This window comes from Devosia sp. 1635, assembly GCF_013185955.1.
Classification (GTDB): Bacteria; Pseudomonadota; Alphaproteobacteria; order Rhizobiales; family Devosiaceae; genus Devosia.
In genome coordinates this window covers 214,787-240,771 of the sequence record NZ_JABAOM010000005.1, presented here as the reverse complement: position 1 = coordinate 240,771, position 25,985 = coordinate 214,787, and the positions used below count along the sequence as shown (strand labels likewise).

At 64.5% G+C, this 25,985-nt stretch carries 29 protein-coding genes; 19 read left to right on the top strand and 10 right to left on the bottom strand.

What is annotated here, in order from left to right; translation table 11 throughout:
* Positions 1–132 precede the first annotated feature (132 nt).
* The 8 genes from HRU92_RS17360 (at position 133) to HRU92_RS17325 (ending at position 7,102) form a co-directional block, all read left to right on the top strand.
* The gene (locus tag HRU92_RS17360) at positions 133–624 is read left to right on the top strand and encodes a ferritin-like domain-containing protein (RefSeq protein WP_127751880.1); all 492 of its coding nucleotides are present in this window, start codon (positions 133–135) and stop codon (positions 622–624) included.
* Between the two features lie 197 nt (positions 625–821).
* Positions 822–1,742 carry a hypothetical protein gene (locus HRU92_RS17355; RefSeq protein ID WP_127751879.1) on the top strand — a complete coding sequence of 307 codons (921 nt, stop codon included), beginning with the start codon at positions 822–824 and terminating at the stop codon, positions 1,740–1,742.
* Positions 1,735–2,151 (top strand): phage holin family protein, encoded by a 417-nt coding sequence (locus HRU92_RS17350; protein ID WP_127751878.1) that lies wholly within the window; start codon positions 1,735–1,737, stop codon positions 2,149–2,151. Before HRU92_RS17355 ends, HRU92_RS17350 begins: the two co-directional genes overlap by 8 nt.
* Positions 2,151–3,347 carry a DUF3618 domain-containing protein gene (locus tag HRU92_RS17345; RefSeq protein ID WP_172122345.1) on the top strand — a complete coding sequence of 399 codons (1,197 nt, stop codon included), beginning with the start codon at positions 2,151–2,153 and terminating at the stop codon, positions 3,345–3,347. The genes HRU92_RS17350 and HRU92_RS17345 overlap by 1 nt, the downstream gene beginning before the upstream one ends.
* A gap of 53 nt (positions 3,348–3,400) precedes the next feature.
* Positions 3,401–4,507, top strand: coding sequence for a YihY/virulence factor BrkB family protein (locus tag HRU92_RS17340; RefSeq protein ID WP_172122344.1), 1,107 nt, complete (start codon positions 3,401–3,403; stop codon positions 4,505–4,507).
* An 87-nt stretch (positions 4,508–4,594) separates the two neighbouring features.
* Positions 4,595–4,843, top strand: a complete 249-nt coding sequence (locus tag HRU92_RS17335; protein WP_172122343.1) for a hypothetical protein — start codon at positions 4,595–4,597, stop codon at positions 4,841–4,843.
* A 53-nt stretch (positions 4,844–4,896) separates the two neighbouring features.
* Positions 4,897–6,753 carry a malto-oligosyltrehalose trehalohydrolase gene (gene treZ / locus HRU92_RS17330; RefSeq protein ID WP_172122342.1) on the top strand — a complete coding sequence of 619 codons (1,857 nt, stop codon included), beginning with the start codon at positions 4,897–4,899 and terminating at the stop codon, positions 6,751–6,753.
* A gap of 28 nt (positions 6,754–6,781) precedes the next feature.
* Positions 6,782–7,102, top strand: a complete 321-nt coding sequence (locus tag HRU92_RS17325; RefSeq protein WP_127751873.1) for a hypothetical protein — start codon at positions 6,782–6,784, stop codon at positions 7,100–7,102.
* An 11-nt stretch (positions 7,103–7,113) separates the two neighbouring features.
* Here the strand turns inward: HRU92_RS17325 and HRU92_RS17320 are convergent, their stop codons facing one another.
* Positions 7,114–7,296 carry a hypothetical protein gene (locus HRU92_RS17320; RefSeq protein ID WP_172122341.1) on the bottom strand — a complete coding sequence of 61 codons (183 nt, stop codon included), beginning with the start codon at positions 7,294–7,296 and terminating at the stop codon, positions 7,114–7,116.
* A gap of 145 nt (positions 7,297–7,441) precedes the next feature.
* On the opposite strand from HRU92_RS17320, the gene HRU92_RS17315 reads away from it, so the two are divergent.
* Positions 7,442–8,131, top strand: a complete 690-nt coding sequence (locus HRU92_RS17315) for a GntR family transcriptional regulator (protein ID WP_349236667.1) — start codon at positions 7,442–7,444, stop codon at positions 8,129–8,131.
* A 54-nt stretch (positions 8,132–8,185) separates the two neighbouring features.
* Here HRU92_RS17315 and HRU92_RS17310 read toward each other — a convergent pair whose 3' ends face one another.
* Positions 8,186–8,539 (bottom strand): RidA family protein, encoded by a 354-nt coding sequence (locus HRU92_RS17310; protein ID WP_172122340.1) that lies wholly within the window; start codon positions 8,537–8,539, stop codon positions 8,186–8,188.
* A 472-nt stretch (positions 8,540–9,011) separates the two neighbouring features.
* On the opposite strand from HRU92_RS17310, the gene HRU92_RS17305 reads away from it, so the two are divergent.
* Positions 9,012–9,317 (top strand): zf-TFIIB domain-containing protein, encoded by a 306-nt coding sequence (locus HRU92_RS17305; protein ID WP_127751870.1) that lies wholly within the window; start codon positions 9,012–9,014, stop codon positions 9,315–9,317.
* 76 nt (positions 9,318–9,393) lie between these two features.
* Here the strand turns inward: HRU92_RS17305 and HRU92_RS17300 are convergent, their stop codons facing one another.
* Positions 9,394–10,392, bottom strand: coding sequence for a sensor histidine kinase (locus tag HRU92_RS17300; RefSeq protein WP_127751869.1), 999 nt, complete (start codon positions 10,390–10,392; stop codon positions 9,394–9,396).
* Positions 10,393–10,580: 188 nt separating this feature from the next.
* On the opposite strand from HRU92_RS17300, the gene HRU92_RS17295 reads away from it, so the two are divergent.
* Positions 10,581–10,907 carry a hypothetical protein gene (locus HRU92_RS17295; protein ID WP_127751868.1) on the top strand — a complete coding sequence of 109 codons (327 nt, stop codon included), beginning with the start codon at positions 10,581–10,583 and terminating at the stop codon, positions 10,905–10,907.
* 118 nt (positions 10,908–11,025) lie between these two features.
* Positions 11,026–12,657 carry a subtype B tannase gene (locus HRU92_RS17290; protein WP_210258507.1) on the top strand — a complete coding sequence of 544 codons (1,632 nt, stop codon included), beginning with the start codon at positions 11,026–11,028 and terminating at the stop codon, positions 12,655–12,657.
* On the opposite strand, the gene HRU92_RS17285 is transcribed toward HRU92_RS17290, so the two are convergent.
* The 3 genes from HRU92_RS17285 to HRU92_RS17275 form a co-directional block, all read right to left on the bottom strand.
* Positions 12,654–13,259, bottom strand: a complete 606-nt coding sequence (locus HRU92_RS17285; protein ID WP_210259534.1) for a J domain-containing protein — start codon at positions 13,257–13,259, stop codon at positions 12,654–12,656. The genes HRU92_RS17290 and HRU92_RS17285 overlap by 4 nt on opposite strands.
* 76 nt (positions 13,260–13,335) lie before the next feature.
* On the bottom strand, positions 13,336–14,760 hold the full coding sequence (gene hydA / locus HRU92_RS17280; protein WP_173088782.1) for a dihydropyrimidinase: 1,425 nt from the start codon (positions 14,758–14,760) through the stop codon (positions 13,336–13,338).
* Between the two features lie 20 nt (positions 14,761–14,780).
* A complete protein-coding gene (locus tag HRU92_RS17275; RefSeq protein WP_172122337.1) occupies positions 14,781–15,497 on the bottom strand; it encodes an FCD domain-containing protein in 717 nt (238 codons plus the stop codon).
* Between the two features lie 238 nt (positions 15,498–15,735).
* Between HRU92_RS17275 and HRU92_RS17270 the strand changes: the two genes are divergently transcribed.
* The 7 genes from HRU92_RS17270 (at position 15,736) to HRU92_RS17240 (ending at position 21,872) form a co-directional block, all read left to right on the top strand.
* Positions 15,736–16,536, top strand: a complete 801-nt coding sequence (locus HRU92_RS17270) for a transporter substrate-binding domain-containing protein (protein WP_173088780.1) — start codon at positions 15,736–15,738, stop codon at positions 16,534–16,536.
* Positions 16,537–16,604: 68 nt separating this feature from the next.
* Positions 16,605–17,276, top strand: a complete 672-nt coding sequence (locus HRU92_RS17265; RefSeq protein ID WP_172122334.1) for an amino acid ABC transporter permease — start codon at positions 16,605–16,607, stop codon at positions 17,274–17,276.
* Positions 17,276–18,010, top strand: a complete 735-nt coding sequence (locus tag HRU92_RS17260; protein WP_172122332.1) for an amino acid ABC transporter ATP-binding protein — start codon at positions 17,276–17,278, stop codon at positions 18,008–18,010. Before HRU92_RS17265 ends, HRU92_RS17260 begins: the two co-directional genes overlap by 1 nt.
* 30 nt (positions 18,011–18,040) lie before the next feature.
* Positions 18,041–19,264: a cysteine desulfurase-like protein gene (locus HRU92_RS17255; protein WP_172122330.1), complete on the top strand. Its 1,224-nt coding sequence runs from the start codon at positions 18,041–18,043 to the stop codon at positions 19,262–19,264.
* A 185-nt stretch (positions 19,265–19,449) separates the two neighbouring features.
* A complete protein-coding gene (gene exbB / locus HRU92_RS17250; RefSeq protein WP_172122328.1) occupies positions 19,450–20,436 on the top strand; it encodes a tonB-system energizer ExbB in 987 nt (328 codons plus the stop codon).
* A 6-nt stretch (positions 20,437–20,442) separates the two neighbouring features.
* The gene (gene exbD / locus HRU92_RS17245) at positions 20,443–20,892 is read left to right on the top strand and encodes a TonB system transport protein ExbD (protein WP_172122326.1); all 450 of its coding nucleotides are present in this window, start codon (positions 20,443–20,445) and stop codon (positions 20,890–20,892) included.
* The gene (locus tag HRU92_RS17240; RefSeq protein WP_172122324.1) at positions 20,889–21,872 is read left to right on the top strand and encodes an energy transducer TonB; all 984 of its coding nucleotides are present in this window, start codon (positions 20,889–20,891) and stop codon (positions 21,870–21,872) included. The genes exbD and HRU92_RS17240 overlap by 4 nt, the downstream gene beginning before the upstream one ends.
* A gap of 15 nt (positions 21,873–21,887) precedes the next feature.
* Here HRU92_RS17240 and HRU92_RS17235 read toward each other — a convergent pair whose 3' ends face one another.
* The 4 genes from HRU92_RS17235 to HRU92_RS17220 all read right to left on the bottom strand — a co-directional run bounded on the left by HRU92_RS17235 (position 21,888) and on the right by HRU92_RS17220 (position 25,968).
* A complete protein-coding gene (locus HRU92_RS17235; protein ID WP_173088778.1) occupies positions 21,888–23,204 on the bottom strand; it encodes an alanine racemase in 1,317 nt (438 codons plus the stop codon).
* A 106-nt stretch (positions 23,205–23,310) separates the two neighbouring features.
* Positions 23,311–24,600 carry an ABC transporter permease gene (locus tag HRU92_RS17230; RefSeq protein WP_172122320.1) on the bottom strand — a complete coding sequence of 430 codons (1,290 nt, stop codon included), beginning with the start codon at positions 24,598–24,600 and terminating at the stop codon, positions 23,311–23,313.
* Positions 24,597–25,307: an ABC transporter ATP-binding protein gene (locus HRU92_RS17225; RefSeq protein ID WP_172122318.1), complete on the bottom strand. Its 711-nt coding sequence runs from the start codon at positions 25,305–25,307 to the stop codon at positions 24,597–24,599. Before HRU92_RS17225 ends, HRU92_RS17230 begins: the two co-directional genes overlap by 4 nt.
* Positions 25,308–25,407: 100 nt before the next feature.
* The gene (locus HRU92_RS17220) at positions 25,408–25,968 is read right to left on the bottom strand and encodes a redoxin family protein (protein WP_173088776.1); all 561 of its coding nucleotides are present in this window, start codon (positions 25,966–25,968) and stop codon (positions 25,408–25,410) included.
* Between the last annotated feature and the right edge of the window lie 17 nt (positions 25,969–25,985).

Genomic DNA, 25,985 nt, shown 5'->3' with positions numbered 1-25,985 from the left:
CGGTTCCATCGGGCGGGCGAAAAATACCCCTTGGTCTGTTGTCGCAAACCCGTGTTCTCGGGGGGAACCAATTGGGGGTCGTTCCGATTGAGTCCCCGAACGCCACAAGGCAAATTAACCGAGGAAATCAACATGGCTGAAGAAAAGAATCTTAACGATTTGTTTCTCGATACGCTCAAGGACATCTACTACGCCGAAAAGCAGATTGTAAAAACTCTGCCTAAGATGGCCAAGGCTGCCCAGTCGCCCGAACTTGCTGCCGGCTTCGAACAGCACCGCGATGAAACCGACGTGCATATCGAACGCCTCGAGCAGATCTTCGAATTGCTCGGTAAGCCCGCGCGCGGCAAGACCTGCGACGCCATTCTCGGGATCATCGAGGAAGGCAAGTCCATCATGGACGAGTTCAAGGGCACGCAGGCGCTGGATGCCGGCCTGATCGCGGCGGCACAGGCCGTCGAGCACTATGAAATGGCCCGTTACGGCACGCTGCGCACCTGGGCCCAGCAGCTGGGGATGACCGACGCGGCCAAGCTGCTCGAGACCACGCTGGGCGAAGAAGAAGCGACCGACAAGAAGCTGACGACGCTCGCCACCGGCGAAGCCAACGCCAAGGCCGCCTGAGCCCTAGCAGGGGACTAAAATCAAGCCGGCAGGCCGCCCACGCGGCGGGGCTGCCGGCTTGCGCATGTTGCAATAACCTACTGTAATTTCAAGACAATTAAGGGAACTTCCGTCCGCTCGCGGCATTGTGTGCTCACTTGACGTCGGCCACGGAGCGGCCAAGGCGACGTTCTCTAGAACCTAAAGGAGTCGGAGCGATGAGCCCCCAAGATCCTAGTCAATTCTCAGCAGACCAGACATCGAGCACCGGCGGCGCCGCGGGGATCGTCCCCGATCAGGCCAAGCAGGACCTGAGCGCAGCTCAAGAACAGGCCAAGCACGATTTTGCTGCGGTCAAGGAAACCGCCAAGAGCGAACTTGACGCGGTCGCTCAGCGCGCGGCCGAAGAAGTGCGCAACCTCAAGGGCCAGGCGCAGGAACAGCTTGGCGCCGCGACGGAAAAGGCCCGCTCCTTTGCCAGCGAGCAAAAGGACATGGCCGCGGGCCAGCTCAGCGGCATTGCCTCGGCCGTGACGCGGGTTGCCGATGAACTCGACAACGACCAGCAGAGCACCATTTCGGGCTATGTCCGCGACCTGGCCAATGGCCTTAATCGCGCATCCGAAACGGTCCAGAACAAGAATGTCGACGACCTCGTGGGCATGGCCCAGGACTTCGGCCGCCGCCAGCCGCTGGCCTTCCTGGGCGTTGCAGCCCTGGCCGGCTTTGTGGCCAGCCGCTTTGTGCTGGCTTCCGCCAACCGCCGCAGCGGTACGGGCGGGCAGACTTCGGGTGAAACCGGCTATACCGGCAATTCCTCAAGCTATGCCAGCTCGGGCGGTTTTGCCACCGGCGGCAGCGGTTCGGGCACGGGTTCGAGCGGTTATGGCACGGGCAGCAGCGGCTATGGCTCCACCGGCAGCACCGGTTCGACCGGCAGCACCGGCTCCAGCTATGGCTCGACCGGCGGCACGGGTTCGGGCACCGGCTCCAGCTATGGTTCCACCCCCGGCACCGGCAGTTCCTATGGTTCGACCGGCGGCAGCACTTCGGGTTCGGGCCTAGGCTCGGGCAGCGGCTACGGCTCGGGTTCCACGGGTGGTTCGACCACCCAGAATGGGGAGAAGGATAATGTCTAACGTCAATGACAGCCGGCCACTATCCGAGCTGATCGGCGGCCTTGCCGGCGACATCTCGAACCTGTTCCACAAGGAAATCCAGCTGGCCAAGGCCGAGGCCTCGGAAAAGTTCTCCCAGACCATGGGCGGGGTCGTGTTCCTCCTCGCCGGTGCCGTTCTGGCACTGGGCGCGCTGGGCGTGTTCCTCTCGTTCCTCGTGTCGCTGATTGCAGCGTTCTTCGAGGCGCAGGGCATGGACGAGACCATGGCCACTTCCATCGGGGCGATCATCGTCACCGTGGTGGTCGGCATCATCGCTTATGTGCTGGTGAACCGCGGGCTTAATGCCCTCAAGGCCAGCAACCTCAAAATGGAGCGCACGGCCTCTTCGCTTGGCCGTGACGCCGATGTGGTCAAGGAGAGACTCTAATGGCTTACGATGACGACAACAAAAGCTCGGCCGAACTCCAGCGCGAAATCGACATGCAGCGCAACCAGGTCGAAAACCGCATCGACCAGATCGCCGATCGCCTTTCGCCCGGCCAGTTGGTCGACGAGTTCATGGCTTACACCAAAGGCGGCGGTGGCGAGTTCATCGGCTCGCTGCAGCGCAGCGTGACCGCCAATCCCCTGCCAGTGGCCTTGCTGGGCGTGAGCCTGGCCTGGCTGATGGCCAAGCCCGGCGGTTCGTCCAAATCGGAGCGGACAACGACCACCCGCGCCTATGGCGACGATGCCTGGGATGACAGCATCAATGCGCGTCGCGGCTATGGCGCCACGGACTACGACACCGAAAGCGTTTATATCGAGGAAGAGTTCTATGACGACGAAGACTATCCCGTCGCCACGATCTCGGGCTCGAGCATGCAGCGGCTGGGCAGCGTCAGCGACGATGCTGGCCGCAACTACAGCGAGTTCACCGACGATTCCGGCAAGAAGTTCCGCGCCCTGACCGACAAGACGGGCCAGCGCGCCGGCCACTTCATGGATGAGGCGGGCAATCGCTTCAAGGGCTTCGCCGATGCCGGCGGCCAGCAGGTGCAGCATTTCCGTGACGAAGCGGGCAATCTGCTCGATGCGGCTACGGGCTGGGCCTCCCATACCTGGCGCCAGGCTCGTCGCAAGCTCCATGATGCCCGCGACGCGCTGAGCTCGGGTGCGAGCCATGCCGGCAGTGCCGCCAGCGGGCTGCGCAGCCAGGCAGGCCATGCCGGCAGTGCCATCCGCAGCCAGGCCGGTCATGCCGGTTCGGCGATCCGCCACCAGGCGGGCTCGCTCAACCACACGCTGATGGACCAGTTCCGTGAGCAGCCCCTGGTTGCCGGCGCCCTGGCTTTTGCCGCCGGTGCCGCCCTTGCCGCCACCCTGCCCCATACCGAGCAGGAAGACGCGCTGTTGGGTGAAAGTGCCGACCAGCTCAAGGCCATGGCCGGCGAGCAGGCCAGCCAGGTTTATGAGCAGGGCCGCGAAAAGGCGACCGAGCTTTATGAAACCGCGACCGGCAAGGCTGGCGAAATCTACCAGCAGGCCAAGGAAGGCGTTTCCAACGTGGCTGGGACCGCTACCACCTCTTCGACCGGGCAGTCCTCGACTGGCCAGGGCTCGACCGGAGAGTCGACGACCTGACCGAAAGAAAAACAAGGGAAGGCGGGTAACCGCCTTCCTCTTTGGGGGGAAGAATGCAAGACACGTCATCGCTTTACGCCGGTCAACAAGGTCGGGGGCGAGACGCTGCTGCGCCCACCGAGATCCCAGCCGCAGGCTGGAAAGACATTCTCTACCGCCTGTTCCGGTCCATCAATAATGACCGGATCCTGCTCACCTCCGCCGGCGTCACCTTTTACATGCTGCTGGCGCTGGTGCCGACGCTGACCTCCGTGGTCGCGATCTATGGCCTGTTCAACAGCACCACCGATGTTGCCAACCAGGTCGATCTGCTGGTGGGGCTGGTGCCCCCGGGCGGGCTCGAAATCATCCGGGACCAGCTGACGCGTCTCACCACGGAAAGCAGCCGCACCCTCAGTTTTACCCTTGTGATCTCCACCGCCATTGCGCTTTGGAGCGCGAGCGCTGGCGTCAAGGCCATGTTCGAGGCAATGAACATTGCTTATCACGAGCAGGAGCGCCGCCCTTTCCTCAAGCTCCAACTGATTGCCCTGTTGTTCACCCTGGGTGGCGCCGTGGCAGCGATCATGGTGCTGGCGACGGTGGTGATCCTGCCCGCCATTATTGCCCTGTTGCCGACTACCGGCGGGTTTGAATGGGTGGTGCGGGTCGCTTCTTATGCCGTGATGCTCCTGGTGGTCTGGCTGAGCATCGCAGCCATTTATCGCTGGGGACCCAGCCGCGAGGAAGCCAAATGGCGCTGGATCACCCCGGGCGCCGTTCTGGCCGTGGTGTTGCTCGGAGCGACCTCTATCGCCTTTTCCTGGTATGTCACCAATTTCAGCGACTACAACCGCACCTACGGCTCGCTTGGGGCCCTGATCGCGCTTTTGACCTGGCTGTGGATTTCGGTGACCCTCGTGATCCTCGGGGCCGAGCTCAACTCGGAAGTGGAGCACCAGACCGCGCGCGACTCCACCACCGGCCCCGAAAAGCCGCTGGGCGAACGCGGTGCCCATATGGCCGACCATGTGGGGCGGGTCTGGCCGTGGGACCGCAAGAAGCTGGAAAAACCACCCAAGCCGCCGGCCGAGCGCCGGCCCCTGCCCTGGAGCAGCCTCGCCTTTTCGGCTCCGGCAGCCTGGCTGCTCGGGCGAGCCCGCAAGCGCGGCAGGAGCTGACCCATATCTAGTGCAAGCCAAACGGGAGCCTGATCCGTGATCCCAACACATGCCGGCCTGCCCGGCAAAGAACCACGGTGAAACGCGATGCCGCGCTTCTTTTTCGATATTCACGACAGCGACGGCCTGTTCCGCGACGATGCCGGGCTCGAACTGGAAAACATGGATGTGGCGGTGGGCATGGCTCGCCGCACCCTGTCCGACATGGTGCGCGACGCGTTTCGCGACTCCCAAACCACCGAGCTTTCCGTGCAGATCCGCGATGGCAGCCAGGGTCCGGTAGTGCTGACCGTCAAGCTCGAAACGCGCGATGAAGCGGAGGATCAATCTAGGTGAGTGACATCAGCCAATTGGGCTCCTCAGACGTTGCTGGCAAAAGAGGATTCCCGATGAACCAAATGGCCGTCCCCGCCCACAAGACCATCCGCCGCGAACAGGAAATGAAGTTCGGCACCCAGATCACCGGATCGGGCGTGCGCTTCCGGCTGTGGGCACCCCAGGCGCAACGCGTCGAGCTCAGGCTGATCGGCGGGAAAACCCTGCCTATGATGGCGAGCGAGCGCGGCTGGTTCGAGCTCGAAGTGCCCGGCGTGGGCCCCGGCACACGCTACATGTTTGCCATCGACGGCGCGCTCGAAGTGCCCGACCCGGCATCGCGCTACCAGCCCCAGGATGTGGACGGGCCCAGCGAAGTGCTCGATCCGCTTTCCTATGAATGGCGCGACCTTGGATGGCGCGGCCGCCCTTGGGAAGAAGCCGTCTTTTACCAGCTCCATATCGGCACCTTCACCGAGCAAGGCACCTTCCGGGCGGCAATCGACAAGCTCGATTATCTGGTGGAGCTGGGCGTGACAGCGATCCAGCTGCTGCCGCTGGCCGAATTCAAGGGCGATTGGAACTGGGGCTATGACGGGGCGATGCTGTTCGCGCCCGATGCCAGCTATGGCCACCCCGATGATCTCAAGGCCCTGGTGGATGCCGCCCATGAACGCGGCCTGATGATGTTTGCCGACGTCATCTACAACCATTTCGGGCCCAAGGGGAATTACCTGCCCGCCTATGCCCCGGTGATGACCGAAAAGCACAAGACCCCCTGGGGCGCCGCCCTTAATTACGATGATGAAGGCGCCCATACGGTGCGCGACATCGTCTTTGCCAATGCCCGCTTCTGGATCAACGAATATCGCTTCGATGGCCTGCGGTTCGATGCGGTGCATGCGATCCAGGATACCGGCCCCAAGCATATGCTGCAGGACCTGGCCGAGCAGACCCGGGCCGCCACCGACGGGCGCTATATCCATCTGGTGCAGGAGAATTCCAAGAACCAGGCCGGCTGGTTCAAGCGCGGCTGGCATGGGGGACCGTGGCTCTATGATGCACAATGGAATGACGACGTGCATCATTGCCTCCATGTCGCGGCGACGGGCGAAAAGTTCTGGTATTACGAAAATTATGAAGGGCGCACCGACCTGCTCGGCCGCTCGCTCGCGGAAGGCTATGCCTATCAGGGCGAGATAACTCCGCATGAAGGCGAGCCCAAGGGCGAGCCCAGCGCCTTTTTGCCCAGCACCGCCTTTGTCGCCTTTATCCAGAACCATGACCAGATCGGCAATCGCCCCTTTGGCGAGCGGATTGGCCAGCTGGTGCCGGCAGCGGTGACGCGGGTGCTGGCCACGATCTATCTGTTGTCGCCCCAGATCCCGATGGTGTTCATGGGCGAGGAATGGGACAGCAAGCGCCCCTTCCTGTTCTTTACCGATGTGGGCGAGGATCTGGCCGAGGCCATCCGCAAGGGCCGCCGCGAAGAAATGCGCCATATGATCGGGGACAGCGAGCCCGACCGGCTGCCGCCCGACCCGATGGCCGAGGCAACGTTCCGGGCCTGCAAGCTCGATTGGGAAGAGACCGACGAGGCCGGGCCCACCAGCCATTTGTCGCTTTATCGAACCCTGCTGGCGTTGCGGCGCGAGGAAATCGTGCCCCGGCTTCGCGGCATGCAAGGCTATGCCGGGCGCTACCAAATCCTGGGCGACAAGGCGGTGCGCGTGAGTTGGACCCTGGGCGATGGCTCGACGCTGGTGTTGAGCGCCAATCTAGGCTCCGATCCCGTCAGCGGGGTCGATCTCTCCCATCCCCATCTCTGGGTCGAGGGCACTGTGAGTGGCGATACGCTCCAGCCCTGGAGTGCCGTTTATGACCTGCACCTCGCCCCCGCGCAGGGAACAACTGGGGTCCAGGACAGTTAATTCGGCACAAGAACCGGAGGCTCGAACAGTGCAACTTCACGTTTATCGTCTGTTGCCGGTGGCAAGGGAAGGCGACCCCAATTGGGGTCGCGCCGTCCCCCAGGGCGAAGTTGTGGTGCGGGCGCGCTCCTCGGGCGATGCCCGGGTGGTGGCCTCGCATGCGGAGGCGGCAGCGATTACCCTGCGCGAGCCATTGGCGACCACCCAGGTGGAAGCCAGCGCGCTACGCGACCCAAAACTTTACCATGTGGTGCAGGATGATAGCGGGCTTTACCCAAGCGACGGGCCGCGCACGGTGCTCAAGGCGATGTTCCAGGTGCCCGACGACTATATCGTGAGTTCAGACTAGGGGCTCACCCCCTAGTCGCTGCCTACATCGGCTTCGCTACCCTGCGGATCGGGCAATGAGCCGGTGCCGGGGGTTTTTTCGTTGTCGATCAGGTCTGGGCGCGCATGGGGACCGGCGGGCGGCATGGTGGAGGGCGCATCCTTACCGGGCTTGTGGTCGGGCTCGTCAGGCTTGGCGTCTGGGTGCTGGCTCATGGACTTAACTCCTTGTTGTCGAGGGAGAACGCGGCGTCCGAACGCCTGTTCCCTGCGCAGGGACGGGCTGCGTTATTGCCGGTTTGAAGACCTGGGCGCTCGGTGCTAGGGGTTTGCCGCGCCACCACAGCCAAAGGACGCGGATGTGAGCTCGACCGACGACATGGGCAAGGCCCCAACCCCGCTCAAGCGGCCCACCCGGCTGGGGGACGAGGTTTACAACGCCATTTACGGGCAGCTGATGTCGCGCCAGATTCCGCCAGGCGGGCGGGTATCGGTTGACCGGATGGCGCGTGAACTGGGCGTGTCGCAAACCCCGATCCGCGAGGCACTATCGCGGCTCGAGGCGCAGGGGCTGGTGGTCAAGACCCATCTCGTGGGCTACAGCGCCGCCGAGCAGCTCGATCGTGCCCGGCTCGAGCAGCTGTATGAATTGCGCTTGTTGCTGGAGCCGTTCGCCGCGGGACGCGCGGCCAAGGCGATGAGCGCGGAAGCGCGGGCCGGATTGAACAAGCTGGCCGAGGAGATGCGCGAAACCGAACAGGATCCGCCGGCGGAGGCTTATCGGCGCTTTGCGCGGCTCGATAGCGATTTCCACGATGCCATCGCCCAGGGCAGCGGCAATGAGCTGGTGCATGAAACGCTGACCAATCTGCACACCCATGTGCATCTGTTCCGATTGTTCTACCATGCACGCGCCACCAGCGACGCTCTCGAGGAGCACCAAGGGATCATCGATGCGCTGACCGCCGGCGATGCCAAGGCTGCGGAAGCGGCGATGCGCCACCATCTGGAGCGCTCGCGCGAGCGCTTCATTGGCGCGTTCGAGCGCTAAGGAGCATGGCTCTCGCGCACCCGATGGCGCACGAGAGCTGAAAAACGGGCCGCCTTAGGCCTTGGCGGCTTCCACCTGGATTTCCACCAGCACGTCGGGAGCAGCAAGGCGCGCTTCCACCGTGGCGCGCACCGGGGTGTGGCCAGCCACGACCCACTTGTCCCACACTGCGTTCATTTCATCGAAGGCCGCAATGTCGCGCAGCCAGATCGTGGCCTTGTAGACCTGTTCCTTGCTGGTGCCGGCATCGGCCAGCAGCGCGTCGATGCGCTCGAGGATCTCGGTGGTCTGCTCGGCGACCGAAGTGCCGCCGCGTTTGTCGGCGGTGATGCCGGCGAGGAAAACCGTATTGCCGTGGATGGCAACCAGGCTCATGCGGGGGCCGACATGCTTGCGTTCGATAGTCATGGCTCTTCCTTGTTGTTCTTGGGCGCCGCGCGGAGCGGCACGCAGCCTTTCTAGGCTGGGTCGCGCCCAGGAGCCAGCCCGCAGCGCCGCTATTGTGCTGAGGGAACAAGAGGAATGGGGTCGCTGCAATTGTTCGACACCCCCGTCCTACCCAGCAGCGTGAACCGGGGCAATGGAGGACGGGCGCACCCGGATGGAGAGGCTCGGACCCGCCAACAACCGCTAGTTTACCCTGCGCATTTACTTGGCCGTAATTTGGCGCTTGCTATGCAGGTTGCTGGCCTCGTGGCGGAGCGACACGCGGGGGATTGCAACTCCTCACATCCTTGGTTCAACTCCAGGGCGAGGCCTCCAGCATTTCGGCAGGTCCGGGGACGGCTTGGCTGCGACACGTGCGCTCCTCGGCAAGATAGTCTCTGGCAAGTCGGGGACGCGCTCCCCATCTGAGGGGTTTAGCGCGCAGGAGACGCCCATGAAGTGCCCCATCGATAACACCGAACTGGTGATGAGCGAACGCCAGGGGATCGAGATCGATTATTGCCCGCAATGCCGGGGTGTGTGGCTTGATCGCGGTGAACTCGACAAGATCATCGAGCGCGCAGCGCCACAACCCGTGGTGCCAACGCCGCAGCAGCCCTATGACGCGCCGCGCGGCCAGCAGCACCGCTATGGCGATGATGACCGTCGCGAGCAGCAGCAGCGTTATAGCGACGATGACCGCGGCTACCGCCCCAAGAAAAAGCGCGAGGGCTTTTTAGGCGAGATCTTTGATTTCTAGGGCCATGGCAAGGCGCTAGTCCGCCAGCCGCCAGATCGGACGGGTGAACCGGGGCGACGAGCCCCGGGTGGGGCGGTCAGCTCGCCAGGCGTTCGGCGTCCAGGGTGATGGTCACGATGATGCCTTCCTCGGACCAGTCGATATGAATGGCGCCGCCAAGCTGGCCCGCAACACTGCGCCGGATCAGCTGGCTGCCATAGCCTTCGCGGCTGGGCGGGCTGACGGGTGGGCCGCCGCGCTCGGTCCAGGCAAGGGTGACTTCCTTGTCAGTGGAGCTGCCCGAAATGTCGAGCATGCCGGCTTCAACCGAAAGGGCGCCGTATTTGAGGGAATTGGTGGCCAGCTCATGCACCACCAGCGCCAGGGTGGTGGCGGATTGTTCGCCGATGCCCATGCGCGGCACTGCGACGCGAATGCGCCCGCTAAAGGCGCCGGAATCGTCATAGGGCGCCAGCAGCACCGCGATCAGATCGCCCAGCAGGGCAGCCCGGCCCTGGTTGCCCGGCAGCGGGCGGACCACGTCATGGGCGCGCCCGAGGGCAGACAAGCGCTGGGTGAGCTCGCGCGCCATATCGGCCACGGTAGTGGTGGAGCGCGAAGTCAGATGCGTAAGCCCCGCCGCAATGGCAAGCAGGTTCTTGACCCGGTGGCTCATCTCGCCGGCCAGCAACTCATGGCCCTCCTCGGCCTGCTTGCGCCCGGTTACATCGAGAAACACACCCGACATGAAGTCGCCATGCATGCCTTCGTCATTGCCGAGGCCACGGGCCGAGACCCAGCGGATCTCCTGGCCCAGCAAGATGCGGAAGTCGATTTCATAGGCGCCGACCATCGCCCTTGTCGCGGTGAAGGCGGCGCGGACGCGATCGCGATCTGCCGGATGGATGCGCGAGGACAGATCCTCAAAGCTCACCTTGCTGGTGGGCGGCAGCCCCCACAGGACAAAGGCTTGCTCATCCATGGCGAAGGCGTCGCTGGTGACATTCCAGGACCACAAAGCGACGCCCGCGGCATGCAGGGCACGTTTGAGGTTGTTCACCTCCCAAAGGGGGTGGCTGTGGTCGCTAAATGGCATGTCGCCTCCGTTCCCTGATGGTTTGATCAGATTGCACCTGCCCGCGCCAGCTTTGTGGCGGGCAAGTGCCGCTGAAGTTCCCTAATTGTGCGGTATTGTCACGCAGGGGCAACCATTGCGGTCCCCGAGGGTTGAACCTAAAGCCCGTAGTGCACGCATTCGTGCCGCTTCCGGCAGGAACACTCCCCATGCAGCATTATCCAGCTGACGACCAGGTCGTCTCGCAGATCGAGACCGTTCGTACTGCCTTGCCGGAATGGGTCATCAGCACCGTCGAACTGGTTGAGCTGGCCGAAAATGCCGAGCGAGCCGCGGTGCAGACCAATCCCGAAACCGCGGAGCGCGCGCGCAAGCTGATCGTCGAAGTTGCCGAATGGCAGCAGAAGCTGAGCGAATGGCAGGGGCTGAACCTGTCGCCGCGTTTGAAGGCTGAACTGCGCATTCTCAAGGCAACGCTGGACGCCTCCATGGACGAGGCCAATGCCGCAGCGGCCGAACTGCACCTGCTGAACTAGCGCCCACGCCGTTGCCTTACCAAGCTGTCTGCATCGTAATCTGGATTGCCGAACCTTAACTGGCGAGCCAGGCCCAGCAGGAATCTACTTCTCCACCACCCTATGCTGGAGACAGGAAATGCAGCGCAGAGAGGCGATGAAGCTTGGGCTTGGAGCCGGGCTGGCGGTGAGCATGGCGGCCCTTTCCGGCCGCTCCTGGGCGCAGGAGGGGGATGCGAACCTGCAGTTCGATCCCGAGGCGTTCACCGAGCTGACGACCACGATCACCACCGCCGCGGGCGACCGCGAGGTGGTGTACCATTTCTACAAGGCCATTCCCTATGTGGCCCGGCCCGTGGACGTTACCTATCAATGCCTCAATGTCTCGGTGCCGATCCGCATTGATGGGCAGGCGGTGGATGCGTCCCAGGCGCCGATCCTCTTTGCCAACAGCGTGGGTGGCTACATGCCCTCCTCGGTGGCCAATGCTAATGGCATCGATGACAGCCCGCCCATGGGCCTGCCTCCCGGCGCGGCACCAGGCGGCATTCCGGGTGGTACTCCCGGCGGCGCGCAGGTGGAAAGCGGTGGCAATGCCATGCTCGACCGCGGCCAACGCGTCAGCAATGCCAAGCTGGCACTTGCCGCCGGCTATGTGGTGGTGGAGCCGGGCGCGCGTGGGCGCACCCTGACCAACAGCAATGGCGATTACATCGGCGTCGCGCCCGCCCCCATTGTCGATCTCAAGGCCGCGGCGCGCTATATCAGCGCCAATGCCGGCCGGGTGCCGGGCAACACCAAATTGATGGTGTCCTCGGGCGTCAGCGCCGGCGGGGCGCTTTCCGCGCTGCTCGGCGCTTCGGGCGATAACGCCATTTATGCCGATGCGCTGGCGGAACTGGGGGCCGCCGAGGGGAGCGACGTGATGTTTGCCTCAGGCGCCTGGTGCCCCATCACCGATCTTGAACATGCCGATATGGCCTATGAGTGGAACTGGGGTCAAAATCCCCTGCCCTCGGGGTCGCTGGTGGACAGCAAGCTGTCGAGTGCGCTGGCGGGCTTGTTCGAGGGTTACCAGGCCTCGCTCGGGCTGCAAGGTTTGGGCGATTTCGGGCCGCTCACCACGCGTACCTATGGCGATTACCTGGTGCAGACTTACTTGGCCCCGGCGGCCACGGCTTATCTCGCCGGTCTCTCGCCTACGGACCGGGAAAGCTACCTCGCCGCCAATCCCAACATCGCTTGGTCGGGCGGCAAGGCTGATTTCACCTGGGAAGAGTTCCTCGAGCATGTCGGCGCCCGCCGCAAGGGCGTGCCGGCCTTTGACGCGCTCGATCTCTCCACCCCCGAAAACAACCTGTTCGGGATCGATCAAACCGAGGCGCGCCACTTCACCGCCTTTAGCCTCCGCGAGGCGATGGGTGACCCCAATGCCGAACGCGCGCTCGATATGCCGGGCAAGGTCATCCAGATGAACCCGATGCCGTTCCTGCGCGAAGCCAACCCAACCCGCGCCAAGTTCTGGTGGTACCGCGTGGGCGCCAAGGATACCGACACCGCCCTTACCGTAGTCGGCAATCTCACTGCCGCCGCGCAAAAGCTGGGCGATGATGTCGATACCGCGTTTTACTGGGATGCCGGGCATGGCGCCAATGAGGACGCCGACGCCTTTATCGACTGGATCGGGGTGATCACCGGCTATCCCCCGTTCAGCCCGCCAGCCAAGCCGCCCGGCGGGGGCACCCAGGCTTCGGCAATCGGCGTGGCCTAGGCCACGCCGAGAGCGGAAAACAGCTCCACTTCGGAGTCGTAGTTGGCCAGCTCGGAAGCGGCGGTTTCGAGCAGCGACAGCCGGTGCAGCGCTGCCCGGTGCGCGCCGAGCTTGGTCTTGATCTGCTCGTTGAGCCGATCCACAAACAGGTTCGCCGCTCCATCGCGCCGCTTGATGCGCGAGCGCAGGTCTTCGAGCGCCTTGATCTCGGCATCGGCGCTTTTGCGCTTTTGCTCGGCATCGCTGATCTGGGCTTTTACCACCGAGCTCATCTGCTCGATGAAATCGACCCGATTGAGCGGCAGCGCCAAGCCCAGGGCGGTGCTGACGGCCGAATCAAACATGTCGGCCAGAACGACAACGACTTCCTGCCGATAATCGCGAACACCGGCCTCGTCGATCTCGCCGGTTTCGTCGAACAGGCGCTTGGCCACGGGATTGGACAAGATGCCAAAGGCCTGCACCACGGCGATGAAATGGGCAGCATCGCCACCCCGATCGGGATGGGCGACCCGCACGCTTTGCCGGTAGGCAGCCTTGATCGCCTTGGCGTCGGCCGCGCGCGGCACGCCCAATGTGGCGTATGGATCGGTTAGTTTCATGGACCCAAGATTATCAGACTGTGCCCGCCCGCAGCAATCCATGCGGCGCGCTGCGGCACCTTGCCCTCCGGCAAGCTCAGAGCTGGGCCTGGGCCACCGCCACCAGCGGCGAGCGGGCGCGCGCCAGATGCTGGCCGGCGGGCGCGGCGCCGGCGGGCTCGCCATCGGCCATCACGACGACGCCGCGCAGCATGGACAGCACCGGCCAGCCATTGATGTGCAGGCCCTCATAGGGCGTGTAATCGGCGCCATGGTGGAGCCGCGCCTGCTCGATCGGGGCGCTCTTGCCTGCGTCCCAGATGACGATATCGGCGTCTGAGCCCACGGCGATCACGCCCTTTTGGGGATAAAGCCCATAGAGTTTGGCATGGTTGGTGGAGCTCAGCGCCACAAAGCGCTCGAGATCGATCCGCCCTTTGGCGACGCCTTCGGAAAACAGGATCGGCAGGCGCGTTTCCACGCCCGGAATGCCATTGGGAATATAGCGGAAGCTCTGCTGGCCCGCAGCGCTCAGCTTGCCGTTGGGATCGTCATAGCGGAACGGGCAGTGGTCGGACGAGAAGATGTCGAAAACCCCCGTCTCGATGCCTTCCCAGCAATCGGCCTGGCTTTGCGTGTCGCGCGGCGGCGGCGAGCAGACGAATTTGGCGCCTTCCCAATCGGCGAGATCGAGATCGTCGGCGGTCAGCACCAGATATTGCGGGCAGGTTTCGCCCACCACCGCCCGGCCGCGCTCCTTGGCCGCGCGGATTTCGCGCATCGCCGGGCCATTGGAGACATGCACGATCACCACCGGCACATCCACCACTTCAGCCAGCGAAATGGCGCGGTGGGTGGCTTCGCGCTCCACCACCTGCGGGCGGGTCGTGGCGTGGTATTTGGGCTCGAACTTGGCCTGCGCCTCGTGCTTGCCGATGAGGTAGCGGATCGCATCCTCGTTCTCGCAATGCACCATCATCAGCGCGCCGGTTTCGCGCGCGCAATCCATGGTGGCGAGCACCTCGTCGTCATAAAGGCGCATGCCTTCATAGGTCAAAAACACCTTGAAGGAGGTATAGCCTTCCTCCACCAGCGCCGGCAGTTCCTGGCCCAGTACATTGGGCGTGGGGTCGGTGATGATAAGGTGAAAGCTCACATCGGCGTGGCAATTGCCCTCGGCCTGAGCATGATAGTCCTTGAGCACTTCGCGCAAGGACTGGCCCTTTTGCTGCAGGCAGAAGGGCAGCACCGTCGTCGTGCCCCCGCACACAGCCGACAGCGTGCCGCTGGCAAAATCATCGGCCATGACCGAGCCATCGCCCGAAGGCTGGGCGATATGGACATGGCTGTCGATACCGCCGGGCACCACGATCTTGCCGGTGGCATCGATCTGCTCGCTCGCGGTACCCAGATCGGTGCCGAGCGCCGCGATCACCCCGTCGCGAATGCCGATATCGCAGCGCTGCTGGCCATCGGCGTTGACGACAAGGCCGCCGTGAATGATCAAGTCGTAATGGGTCATGGCGGGCTCTTTCGGCACGGTTAGGGCAAAGGGGCTGGCGTCGGCAACGGCGTCAGCGCGATGCCGGCCGCGGCGGCGGTGTTGCGGATATGGGATTGCATGATCGCGGTGGCCCGGTCGCCGTCATGCCGGGACAGGGCATCCACCAGGGCGAAATGCTCGTTGGCGGATTCGGCGAAGCGCTGCGGCCGTGTCGCCGGCAGGGGATAGCTGCGGGTGGCGGCAAATTCATCGGCAACGCTCATGCAGAGGTTGAGCAGCAGCTTGTTGGGACAAACAGCCCAGATGGCGTGGTGGAAATCGCGGTCATGGTCCACGACGCCGACAAGATCATTGCGATCCCAGGCCGCGCACATCAACGTGGTGTGCTCGTTGAGGCGGGCCACCGTGGCCTGGGTGATGCCCGGCGCGACGAGATTGACCACGAGGCTCTCGAGATAAAGCCGCGTCTGGTAGATATCCTGCTTGTCATGGCGTCCACTTAAACCCCGGGGGGCGAGTTGGCCGCTGCCGCTGGGAGTGGTGCTGGCAATAAAGGTGCCGCGCCCCGGCTCGATACGCAAAAAGCCCAAGGTCTCGAGCATGGAGATGGTTTCGCGCAGGGAGGCACGCGAAATGCCAAGCTGGCGCGACAGCTCCAGCTGCGAGGGCAGTTGCTGATCGGGCTGCAACTGGCCCGTCTGGATCATCTCCTGCAGCTTTTGGGCCGCAGCGCTGGTGACATTTGACCGAGCCATACTCCCCCGAACCTATTGGGCACTCGCTGGTGGATCAACCGTTAGCGCGCGGGTCGGGCCCCGTCACCAGCAATGATCACCGAATAAGCACAGATTCAATCTTGCCCAAAAATCGACGCCAAGTTAGACCGGTCAGACCGGCCAGACCAGCATGCGAGTGGGCATGGCCTGCCGTACACTAGTGGATCGTGACTGCAACACATGCCAGCGCTATCGGCGCCTTAGAAGGGGATACACGATGAGATTACAGAGTTTTCTCGCCTCCGCTACACTGCTCGCAACCCTGGCCTTTGGCGGCCTGACCGGAGCCAGCCAGGCGGCTGACCTGACGGTTGGCGCCAATATCGGCAATGTGCCGTGGGAATTTCAGGATGCGTCCGGCACCGTTGTCGGCTTTGAAATCGACCTGATCACCGAAGTCGCCAATCGCCTCGGCAAGACCGTTGCCTTCGAGAACATCCCGTTCAACGGGCTTTTCCCCGCTGTGCAGTCTGGTCGCATCAACATGGCGGTCTCCTCGATCACCATCACCGACAAGCGCCTGGAATCGGTCTCCTTTGCCCAGCCCTATTACGACAGCGACCAGTCGCTGACCGTTCTCGCGGCCTCCGGCATCACCGGCACGGCCGACCTCAAGGGCAAGACCATTGGCGTCGATACCGCCTCGACCGGCGACATCTATGCCACCGAGAACACCGAAAAGCTCGGGCTTGCCGGTATCAGCCGCTATGAGGGCCTGACCCCCGCCATGCTCGACCTGCAGGCCGGCCGCATCGATGGCTATGTCAGCGATATTCCGGCGCTGCTTTACTACACCAAGGACAAGCCCGAGTTCAAAGTGGTCGAGCGCATCGTCACCGGCGAAAAATACTCGGTGATGTTCAACAAGGACGATCCGCTGGCCACCGAAGTCAACGCGGTGCTGACCACACTCAAGGGCGAGGGCTTCATTGCCGAGCTGCACGAAAAATGGTTCGGCGCTGCCCCTGAGGACACCACGTCGACGGTCGCCGTCCTCGACATGCCTGCGGCCCCCTGATCGGGCGAGCCCTTCTCAAGCGATGCGGTTCGCGCCGCATCGCCCTTCTTCTTAGCTAGGGTTGCCCGTTGGATATCGTCAAAACCTTTTTCAACTGGTCCGTCTTCGTGGACAGCCTGCCCCTGCTCCTGGCCGGGCTCTGGGTCACGGTGCAGCTGGGCGCCGCCAGTATCATCGCCGGGCTGATCCTGGGCCTCGGCGTCGCCTTGCTGCGCCTTTATGGCCCGACCATCGTGGGGCTCATTGCCAAGATCTATATCGACATCTTTCGCTCGATCCCGATCCTGGTTCTCTTGATCCTCGTTTATTACGCCCTCCCCTTTGTCGGCATCCGCCTCAGCTCGTTCTGGGCGGCCTGGACGGCGCTGACCCTCGTTTCGGGCGCTTACACCGCCGAGATCTTTCGCGCTGGCATCGAGGCCATTCCCAAGGGCCAGTTCGAGGCCTCCCAGGCGCTCGGGCTCAACTACCGCTACACCATGGTCGACGTGGTGCTGCCCCAGGCGGTGCGCATCGTCATTCCGCCGCTGACCAACAACTGCATCAATGTGATGAAGGACACCGCGCTCGCTTCGGTCGTGGCCATGCCCGACCTCCTCAAGCAAGCAACCCAGGCCCAGGCGCTTGCCGCCAATCCCACCCCGCTGATCGGCGCGGCGGTCATTTACCTGGCCCTGTTGTGGCCCATGGTCGTGGCTGTGTCCCAGCTCGAAAAGCGTTTCAAGGCAGGAACACGCTGATGGCGCCGTTTATCTCGATCAAGGGCGTCTCGAAGTCCTATGACAAGTTCCTCGCGCTCGACAATGTCAGCCTCGATATCGCGGCGGGCGAGGTCGTCTGCATCATCGGCCCGTCCGGGTCGGGCAAATCCACCCTTGTGCGCTGCGTCAACCTGCTCGAACAGTTTGGGCCCGGCGAGATCAGCGTCGGCGGCGTGCCGGTGCGCGCCGGCAAGGAACTGGCTGCGGTGCGCGCCGATGTGGGCATGGTGTTCCAGTCCTTCAACCTGTTCCCGCATCTGACAGTCAAGCGCAATGTCATGCTGGCCCCCATGCGCACCCGCAAGCTCGATGAAGCCACCGCCAGCGAACGCGCACTGACCCTCCTCAAGCGCGTGGGGATTGCCGAGCAGGCCGACAAATATCCCGGCCAGCTTTCGGGCGGCCAGCAGCAGCGCGTCGCGATTGCCCGTGCCCTCGCCATGGAGCCCAAGGCGCTCCTCTTTGACGAGCCCACTTCCGCGCTCGACCCCGAAATGGTGGGCGAAGTGCTCGATGTGATGCGCGGCCTCGCCCATACCGGGGTCACCATGATCGTCGTCACCCACGAAATGGGCTTTGCCCGTCAGGTCGCCGACCGCGTCATCGTCATGGAAGGCGGGCGCATCATCGAAGCGGGCACTCCAACCGAAGTGTTCGACCATCCCAAGCAGCAACGCACGCAAGATTTTCTCAAGGCCGTGCTGGCCCACTAACGCCACCCGCCCCAACCAGAGACTTGATAGATGAGCCTAGATCTCGATTTCGTTCGCAACCAGTTTCCGGCCGTGGGCAAGGAATGGGCGTTTTTCGACAATGCCGGCGGATCGCAGATCCTCGGGCGCTCGGTGGAGCGGATCACCGATTTCCTTCTTACCCGCAACGTGCAGACCGGCGGGTCCTATGATGTTTCGATCAAGGCCAAGGAAGCGGTGGAAGCCAGCCGCCGCGCCATTGCGACCCTGGTCAATGCCAGCCGGCCCGAAGAAGTCGTCATGGGCCCCTCGACCACCGTTTTGCTGCAGAACCTGGCCCGCGCCATGGCCAGCCAGCTCAGCGCGGGCGACGAGATCATCGTCACCAATGCCGATCACGAGTCCAATATCGGGCCCTGGATGAGCCTCAAGGAACGTGGCGTCGTCATCCGCACCTGGGAGGTCAATCGCGAAACCTTCGAGCTCGAGATCGAAGACCTGCTGCCTCTCTTTGGGCCGCGCACCAAGCTCGTGGCCGTCACCCATGTGTCGAACCTTCTGGGTACGATCAATCCGGTGGCCGAGATTGCCCGCATCACCCATGAGCATGGCGCGCGCATTTGCGTCGATGCCGTCGCCTACGCCCCCCATGGCGCGGTCGATGTCACCGGCTGGGATGTCGACTACTACGCCTTCAGCTTTTACAAGGTGTTCGGACCCCACCACGCCGTGCTCTACGGCAAGTATGAGCATCTGCTCGAGCTCGACGGCCTCTACCATTATTTTTACGGCAAGGACAAAGTCCCCCACAAGCTCGAGCCGGGCAATGTCAATTACGAGCTCTCCTGTGGTGCCGCGGGCATCGTCGATTACCTCGTCGAACTCGGTGGCAAGTCGAACAGCACGGGCGACGACCGCGCCAAGGTCGTGGCCGCATTCGGCCAGATCGTCGAGCATGAGCGCATCATCGGCGAGCAATTGCTGAGCTATCTGCGCGAGCGCAACGACACCCGCATCATCGGGCGCACCCATGCTGTTGCCGGCGAACGGGTGCCCACGATCAGCTTTGTCGTGGATGGCAAGGATAGCGGCGAGATCGCCAAAGGCATCGACCCCTACAAGATCGCCGTGCGCTTTGGCGATTTCCACGCCCGCCGGCTGGCCGAATATCTCAACCTCATGGGCAGCAGCGGCGTCGTGCGCGTCTCGATGGCCCATTACAACAGCCCGGCCGAGGTCGATGGTCTGATCAAGGCACTCGACGCTACGCTCTAGATTTTTCCTTTAGGCGAGAACCAAAGGCGGCGAGCACGGGCTTGCCGCCCTTTTTTGTTGGCGAGGGCCGTCTTGCTATCTCCTTGTCAGCACTGGCAAAGCGCCTTGGGACAAGCCGCGCAATATTGTTGACGGTCATGATCATGTTTCGTAGAAGCCGAAAACTGGTCACGGAGAGTCAACAAATGAAGCGCACTGCGGCAGCCCCCTTCGGACTGGCCCTGGCCATGGCATGGAGTCTCGGCGCCGGCTTGACGCTCGCCCAGGACGCAGCACCCCCAAGCCCGCCGCCCGCAGCGGTTGCGCCAACGACCATCACACCCGCAGCACCGGCTGCCGTGCCCTCGGCACCGGCTCCAGCTGTTGATACGGCCGCGCCGCTGCCGCCTCCCGCCACTGCTCCGGCCGACCTGCTGGCGCCCGAAGAGCCCCAAGCTGGCGTCAATGCCGACCTGCCACATGACCTTTCCCCCTGGGGCATGTTCATGGCTGCCGACTGGGTGGTCAAAGGCGTGATGATCGGCCTGCTCCTGGCGTCCGTCGTCACCTGGACGGTCTGGCTGGCCAAGACCCTTGAACTGGTTGGCGCCAAGGCCCGGCTGCGCCGCACCCTGCGCGCGGTTCAGGCCTCCACCACGCTGGCCGACGCAGCCACGGCCCTCACCGGCCGACGCGGCGCCGGTGTGCGCCTCGTGCAGGCTGCCCAGCAGGAAGTAGCGCGCGCCCACCAGGTCATCGATTTTGCCGCCAATAGCGGGCTCAAGGAGCGGGTTGCCTCGCGCCTCAACCGCATCGAAATCAGCGCCGGCCGACGCTTGATGCTGGGCACCGGCGTGTTGGCCAGCATCGGTTCGGTGTCGCCCTTTGTGGGCCTCTTCGGCACTGTCTGGGGCATCATGAATTCGTTTATCGGCATTTCGCAGGCGCAATCGAGCAGCCTCGCCGTCGTGGCCCCCGGCATTGCCGAGGCCCTGCTCGCCACCGCCATGGGACTTGTCGCCGCCATTCCCGCCGTCATATTTTACAATATCTTCGCCCGCGCCATCACCGGCTATCGCCAGCAGCTGGGCGATGTTTCGGCGGCCGTTGAGCGCCTCGTCAGCAGTGATCTCGACCATCGCTATGTCGCGCGCCACCATCCCGGGGTGCTCCACCCCGCAGCGGCGGAGTAAGCCCACATGGCCGGCGGCATCCGCGAAAATTCGGGCGACGAGCTCGCCGAAACCCACGAGATCAACGTCACGCCGTTTATCGACGTGATCCTTGTCCTCCTGATCATCTTCATGGTCGCGGCGCCCCTTGCTACCGTCGACATCAATGTCGATCTGCCCGCCTCGAGCGCCGCCCAGGCGCCACGCCCCGACGAGCCGGTCTATGTCACCTTGCGCCAGGATCTGAGCCTGTCGCTGGACAACGACCCCGTTGGGCGCGAAACGCTCGGCACCGCGCTCGACACGCTGACGCAAAGTGATCGGGAAACCCGCATTTTCCTGCGCGCCGACCAGAGCGTCGATTATGGCGAGCTCATGGGCCTGATGAACCTGCTGCGCGCCGCCGGCTATCTCAAGATCGCGCTGGTCGGGCTCGAAACCGCCCCGCCGGTCGCTGCCGCCGCGCCCGCGCCATGACCGCAGCCGCCGGTTCAACCCCCATCGATGATGACGGCCGCGCCGGTTGGCGCGGCGTTTTGGTGTGGGCCGGCGCCTTTCTTGTCGTCCTGGGCACGCAAGGGGCCGGCGCCTATTGGCTCCTCAACCGTCCGCCCGAAGATTTTGCGCTCGCGGGCAACGCGCCCGAGGCCATCATGCTCGAGCTGGCGCCGCTCCCGGCCCCGCCCGAAACCGCACCGGCCGAACTCCCGTCCCAAGAGCCCGATCTCGCCCCCACGCCAGAACCGGTCGAGGAAGCCGTCGATCCCCCACCGCCCGAACCCGAGCCGATCATCGAGGAACCGCCCCCCGAGCCGGCCATCGAGCCACCGCCTCCTGAGCCCGAGCCAGAGCCAGAGCCCCTGCCGGAACCCGAGCCTGAGCCCCTGCCAGAGCCAGAGCCAGAGCCAGAGCCGCTGCCCGAACCCGAGCCCGTGGTGGAAGAGATCATTCCCGAGTCCGTGGAAGCACCCGAGCCCGCCGTGGTGGCGCCGTTGCCGGTGCAGCAATCGGCCCGGCTGCTGGAGCGCCGCCAGCGCCCTCGGACCACCACTCCGCGCCCGCCTGCCCAAACCGCGCCAGCCCGCACCGCTGCGCCCACTGCCAGTGCTGCCGCCAAGCCGGCGCCCGCCGCCAGCGCCCAGCCCGCCGCGCGCCCATCGGCACCCAGCGTGTCGCCCGCCCGCTGGCAGTCGCAGCTGGTGAGCTATCTCAACCAGCGCAAGCGCTATCCGCGCGCCGCGCAGAACCGGCGCGAAGAAGGGCTCGTGCAGCTCGAATTTTCCATCGACCCGCGCGGCAATGTGCTGTCGGCCCGCATCGCGCGTTCATCGGGCTATCCCGATCTCGACGAGGCGGTGATGAGCATGATCCAGCGCGCTTCGCCCGTGCCCGCCCCCCCGGCCGAGCTCGCCCAGTCCCGCATGACCCTCACCATCCCCATCCAGTTCGAGCTGTGAGCGCCCGAGCCCGCCTCAGCCAAAGCTGGTGAGGAAGGCGCCCGTGACGGTGTGGTCGGGCGCGAGATTGTAGATGATCGCGTGCCGGTCGATGCAGGTGCAGGGATGGGAAATGCCGAACTCGATCACGTCCCCCACCTGCAGCACCACGCCTTCGGGCAGCGCCACAAACGCATGCTGGTCGTTGAGGCGCAGCACCGAGGCCTCGCCCAGATCGACCTGAGCCGGCGCGCCGTCGCGATACAGGGCGAGCGGGCGCGGCAGCCCCTGGTCCATCGCCACATCGCGCAGGCCCATGCCGCAGATCGCGAGCCCCGCCTCGGGCAGCGACAGCACTTCGGCCCACAGCCGCAGCGCCGGCTTGAACCCGCTCGAGGCCGAGCGGACCTGCCCGCCAATGCGGAATCCCTCACGCGCATCGAGCCCGGCAATGCCACGCTCATAGGTGCCATGGTCATGGAAAAAGATCGCGCCGCTGCGCAGCACCAGCCGGCAATCGGGGTCCGCCGCCACCGCCGCTTCCAGCCCCTTGACCACGAGGTCGAAATAGACCGACCCGCCGGCCGTCACGATCAGCGGCCGGCTGTCGCCCACCCGCGCCCGCACCAGCGGCAGGAAAGCGGCCGTCATCGCCATCAGCCCCTCGATGCGCTGCAGGGTTTCACTGGCGTCGGCGGTCGCGGCCGCCCCTTCATAGGTGGCAATGCCCGACAGTCGGAAATTGGCGGTTTCGGCCGCGAGGATCGCCTCGAGCATCGTGCCCGCCCCATCGGCGCTGCGCAGCCCCGCGCGACCGGTGCCGAACTCCACCAGCAGACCTAGCGCTGGCAGGTCGTCCCGCTCGCTCCAGGCGGCGCGAAGCGCCTCGAGCAGCGCAAGGCTATCCACGAACAGGTGGATCTCCGCATCGGGGTCGCCTGCCAACATGGCCGCCAGCCGGCGCGCCGCCGCGGGACCACCCACTTCATTGGCGAGGATCAGCCGGCGCTGGCCCGCGGCCAGCAACACGGCGGCCTGGCGGATATCGGCGACGGTCGAGCCCCAGGCCCCCGCGGCCAGCAGTGCCGCCGAAAGCGCGGTCGACATCGGCGTCTTGGCATGGGGCGCGATGGCGACGGCATGATCGTTCACATAAGCCAGCATCTCGGCGACATTGCCCGCAAACGCCGCTTGATCGAGCGAGATCAGCGGCAGCGCCATGGCGCCATCATAGGGCTTCCAGCCCTGCTCCCCGATCGCGGCCAGCGGCAGCGGCTGGTGACCCGGCGGAAAGCCGCGGATGCGCTCATCGATCACCGGATTGTCGCTGTTGGCCAGGTGCAGGTCAGACATGGATAGGCTCCGCCGGCCGTGGCCGGATTGGTTATCTTGGGGTCGCACCGGCGGTGCTAGCGCGCCCGAGGGGGGCAGGCAAGCCCACCCGCCCCGTCCCGCCGTTTCAATAGGCTTTCATCGCCTGCGCCAATGGCCGGCTTTGCAGATGCCAGGCCGGCAACAGGGCAATCACCAGCCCGAGCACCCAGATTGCCCCGGCCAGCAGCAGTTCGTCGCGCCCGATCGAGGGGCGCAGGGCAATGCCGATCTGCTGCTCGATGATCGCACTCAGCCCCAGCGACAGCAGATAGCCAAAGCCCAGCCCCAGGCTGACGCCGACGGTAAACAGCACGGCAATGAAGCCCCAGGCGATGGCGAAGATATAAAGTTTGGGCGCCCCGATAGCCCGCAGTGTCACAAATTGCGGCATCAGCAGGCGGAACAGGATCAACACACTCGCCACGATCGAGAGCATCACCAACGCTTGGGTGACCAGGGCCATCAGCGTCATCAGTTCGCGCACATCGCCCAGCGTCTGGTAGAGTTGGATCAGCACTTCGGCGGGAAAAAACGCCATGGACTCGTCGGTGTTGTATTCCTGGCGCAGCCGGTAAGCGTCGGCGACCGAAGCGGCCTTGAGCACCGCGGCGGGCACGCCCGGCGTTTCCCCTGCAAGATACGGTCCGCCAATAGCGTGCTCGTTGTGCTCGTGGCCATGCTCTTCATGGGCATGGTCGTGCCCCTCGTGGTCGGCTTCGGCGGTTGCTCCCCCGACTTCTTCCCCCTCGCTGTGCAGCAGGCCATGCAGGTCCCACACCAGTTCCACCGGCACGACGATGGCGCGGTCCCAGGGCGAGCCGGTCGCTGCCATCCGGCCCACCACCGTGATCTCGACATCATGGCCTTCGGCATGGTCGAGATCGGCCCCCTCGTGGGTGCCATGGGCGGGGGTGAAGCTGGTGCCGATTTGCAGCGGCACCGAGGCCCCCACCACCGCTTCGTTGATGGCCTCGAACACGCGCCCATCGAGCAGCGCGTCGTTGGACAAATGAGTAACCAGCGGCGCCGTCGCGCCCACCAGCGGGGCGCGCTGATAGCTGTCGCCGAAGGCCAGCGGCGAAGTGAAGGCGGCGCGCTCGTCATTGAGCACCCGCGCGGTCATTTCGGGGGACAGCAGCCGGGAGGAACCGGGCTGCAGGTAAACCGAGGTCAGCAGCGCATCGGTGCGGCTGCTGACCGGGGCAACCACCACATCGAATTTTTCCGCCGCCTGGGCGCTGCCTGATTTCAGCGCCCGTTCCTGGGACACGATGGCCACCGAAAGCGCGGTGCCCGCCACGATCAACACGATAAAAGCCAGCACCGTCATGCGATAGCGCAGCAGCGCGGCCAGAACGATGGGCCAGGGGTTCATAGCTGCACCTCGACGCTATCGGCGGCGGGATAAGCCCGCGATCCAGCCAGCAACTGGCCATCCTCGATCTCGAACACCTGATCGGCGCGTCGCGCCACCCGCTCGTCATGGCTGACGCAGATCACGGTTTTGCCCTGGCGGGCCAGGCGATGCAGTTCCTCGATGATGAGTTCGGCATTGGCCTTGTCGACGCTCGCGGTCGGCTCGTCGGCCAGCACAATGCCGGGCTCGAGCAACAAGGCGCGCGCCATGGCGACGCGCTGTTGCTGGCCGCGCGACAAGGCCTCCACCGGGCCCGAGCGCACCGGCACGTTGAAATGGGCCAGCAAGGCTTCGGCGCGTTCGCGCAATGCCGCTGGCGTCTTGAGATGGGTGAACCAGGCGGGCACCAGCACATTGTCGAGCGGGCCCAATTCGTCGATCAGCCGGAAATCCTGGAAGATCAGCCCGCAATTGTGCCGCCGCCAGGCGTCGCGCTTGCCTTCGCTCATCGTGTTCAGTGCCAGATCGCCCACCCGGATCGTGCCACCGCTGGGCTGCAGGATCGCCGCGATGATGTGCAGCAGCGTGGTCTTGCCCGACCCGGACGGGCCGATAATGGCGTAGAACCGGGCGGGCGCGAACTGTAGCGACACCGATTGCAGGGCCTCGATTTCCCCGCCGGTGCGATCGGCAAACCGCGCCGAGATATTGTCCAGCATGATCATTGCAGCAAGGTGCTCCTCCGCCCACCCCCGGGTGAGCCACCATCCCCGAAAGGTTGGCAATCGCTGCTGCGCCTGGCCGGTGCGCTCAGCGTGTGACGCTTCAGGGAACACCCGCCCGGGCCAGCAATCTGGGCAGTTGTTCATCGACGAATTTGCGGCTGATCGGTCCGGGATGGCTCAGCAATAGCCGGCCCTGCGGATCGATGACGAAACTATGGGGCAGCCCCACCATGCCGAGCCGATTGGCCACCGACTTGTCGGTGTCGGCGCCCGCCAGGGCATAGGGATTGCCGAGCTCGGCGAGAAAATCGGTGGCGTTTTCCGGCAGGTCGGTGACGTTCATGCCGGCGAGCACCACGCCCTCGCCGGCGGCAAGCTCCACCAGCAGCGGATGCTCGGCCCGGCAGGGCACGCACCAGCTGGCAAAGGCATTGAGCAGCGTGACCTGGCCCTGCAGCGCGCCCGCGTCAAACCCCGACCCCGCCAAGCCTTCGATGGGTTTGAGGGTAAAGGCGGGAAGCGGCGCGCCGAGCGCGAGCGCCGGGGCATTGTCCCGTTGCGCGCCAAACCACCAGAGCCCGGTGCCAATCGTGACCAGCAAGGCAAGGGCAATACCTTGACGCTTGCGCCAATGTGTCTGCCCGCTTGCTGCCGGACCCATCCCGCCGGGCCTTGCCT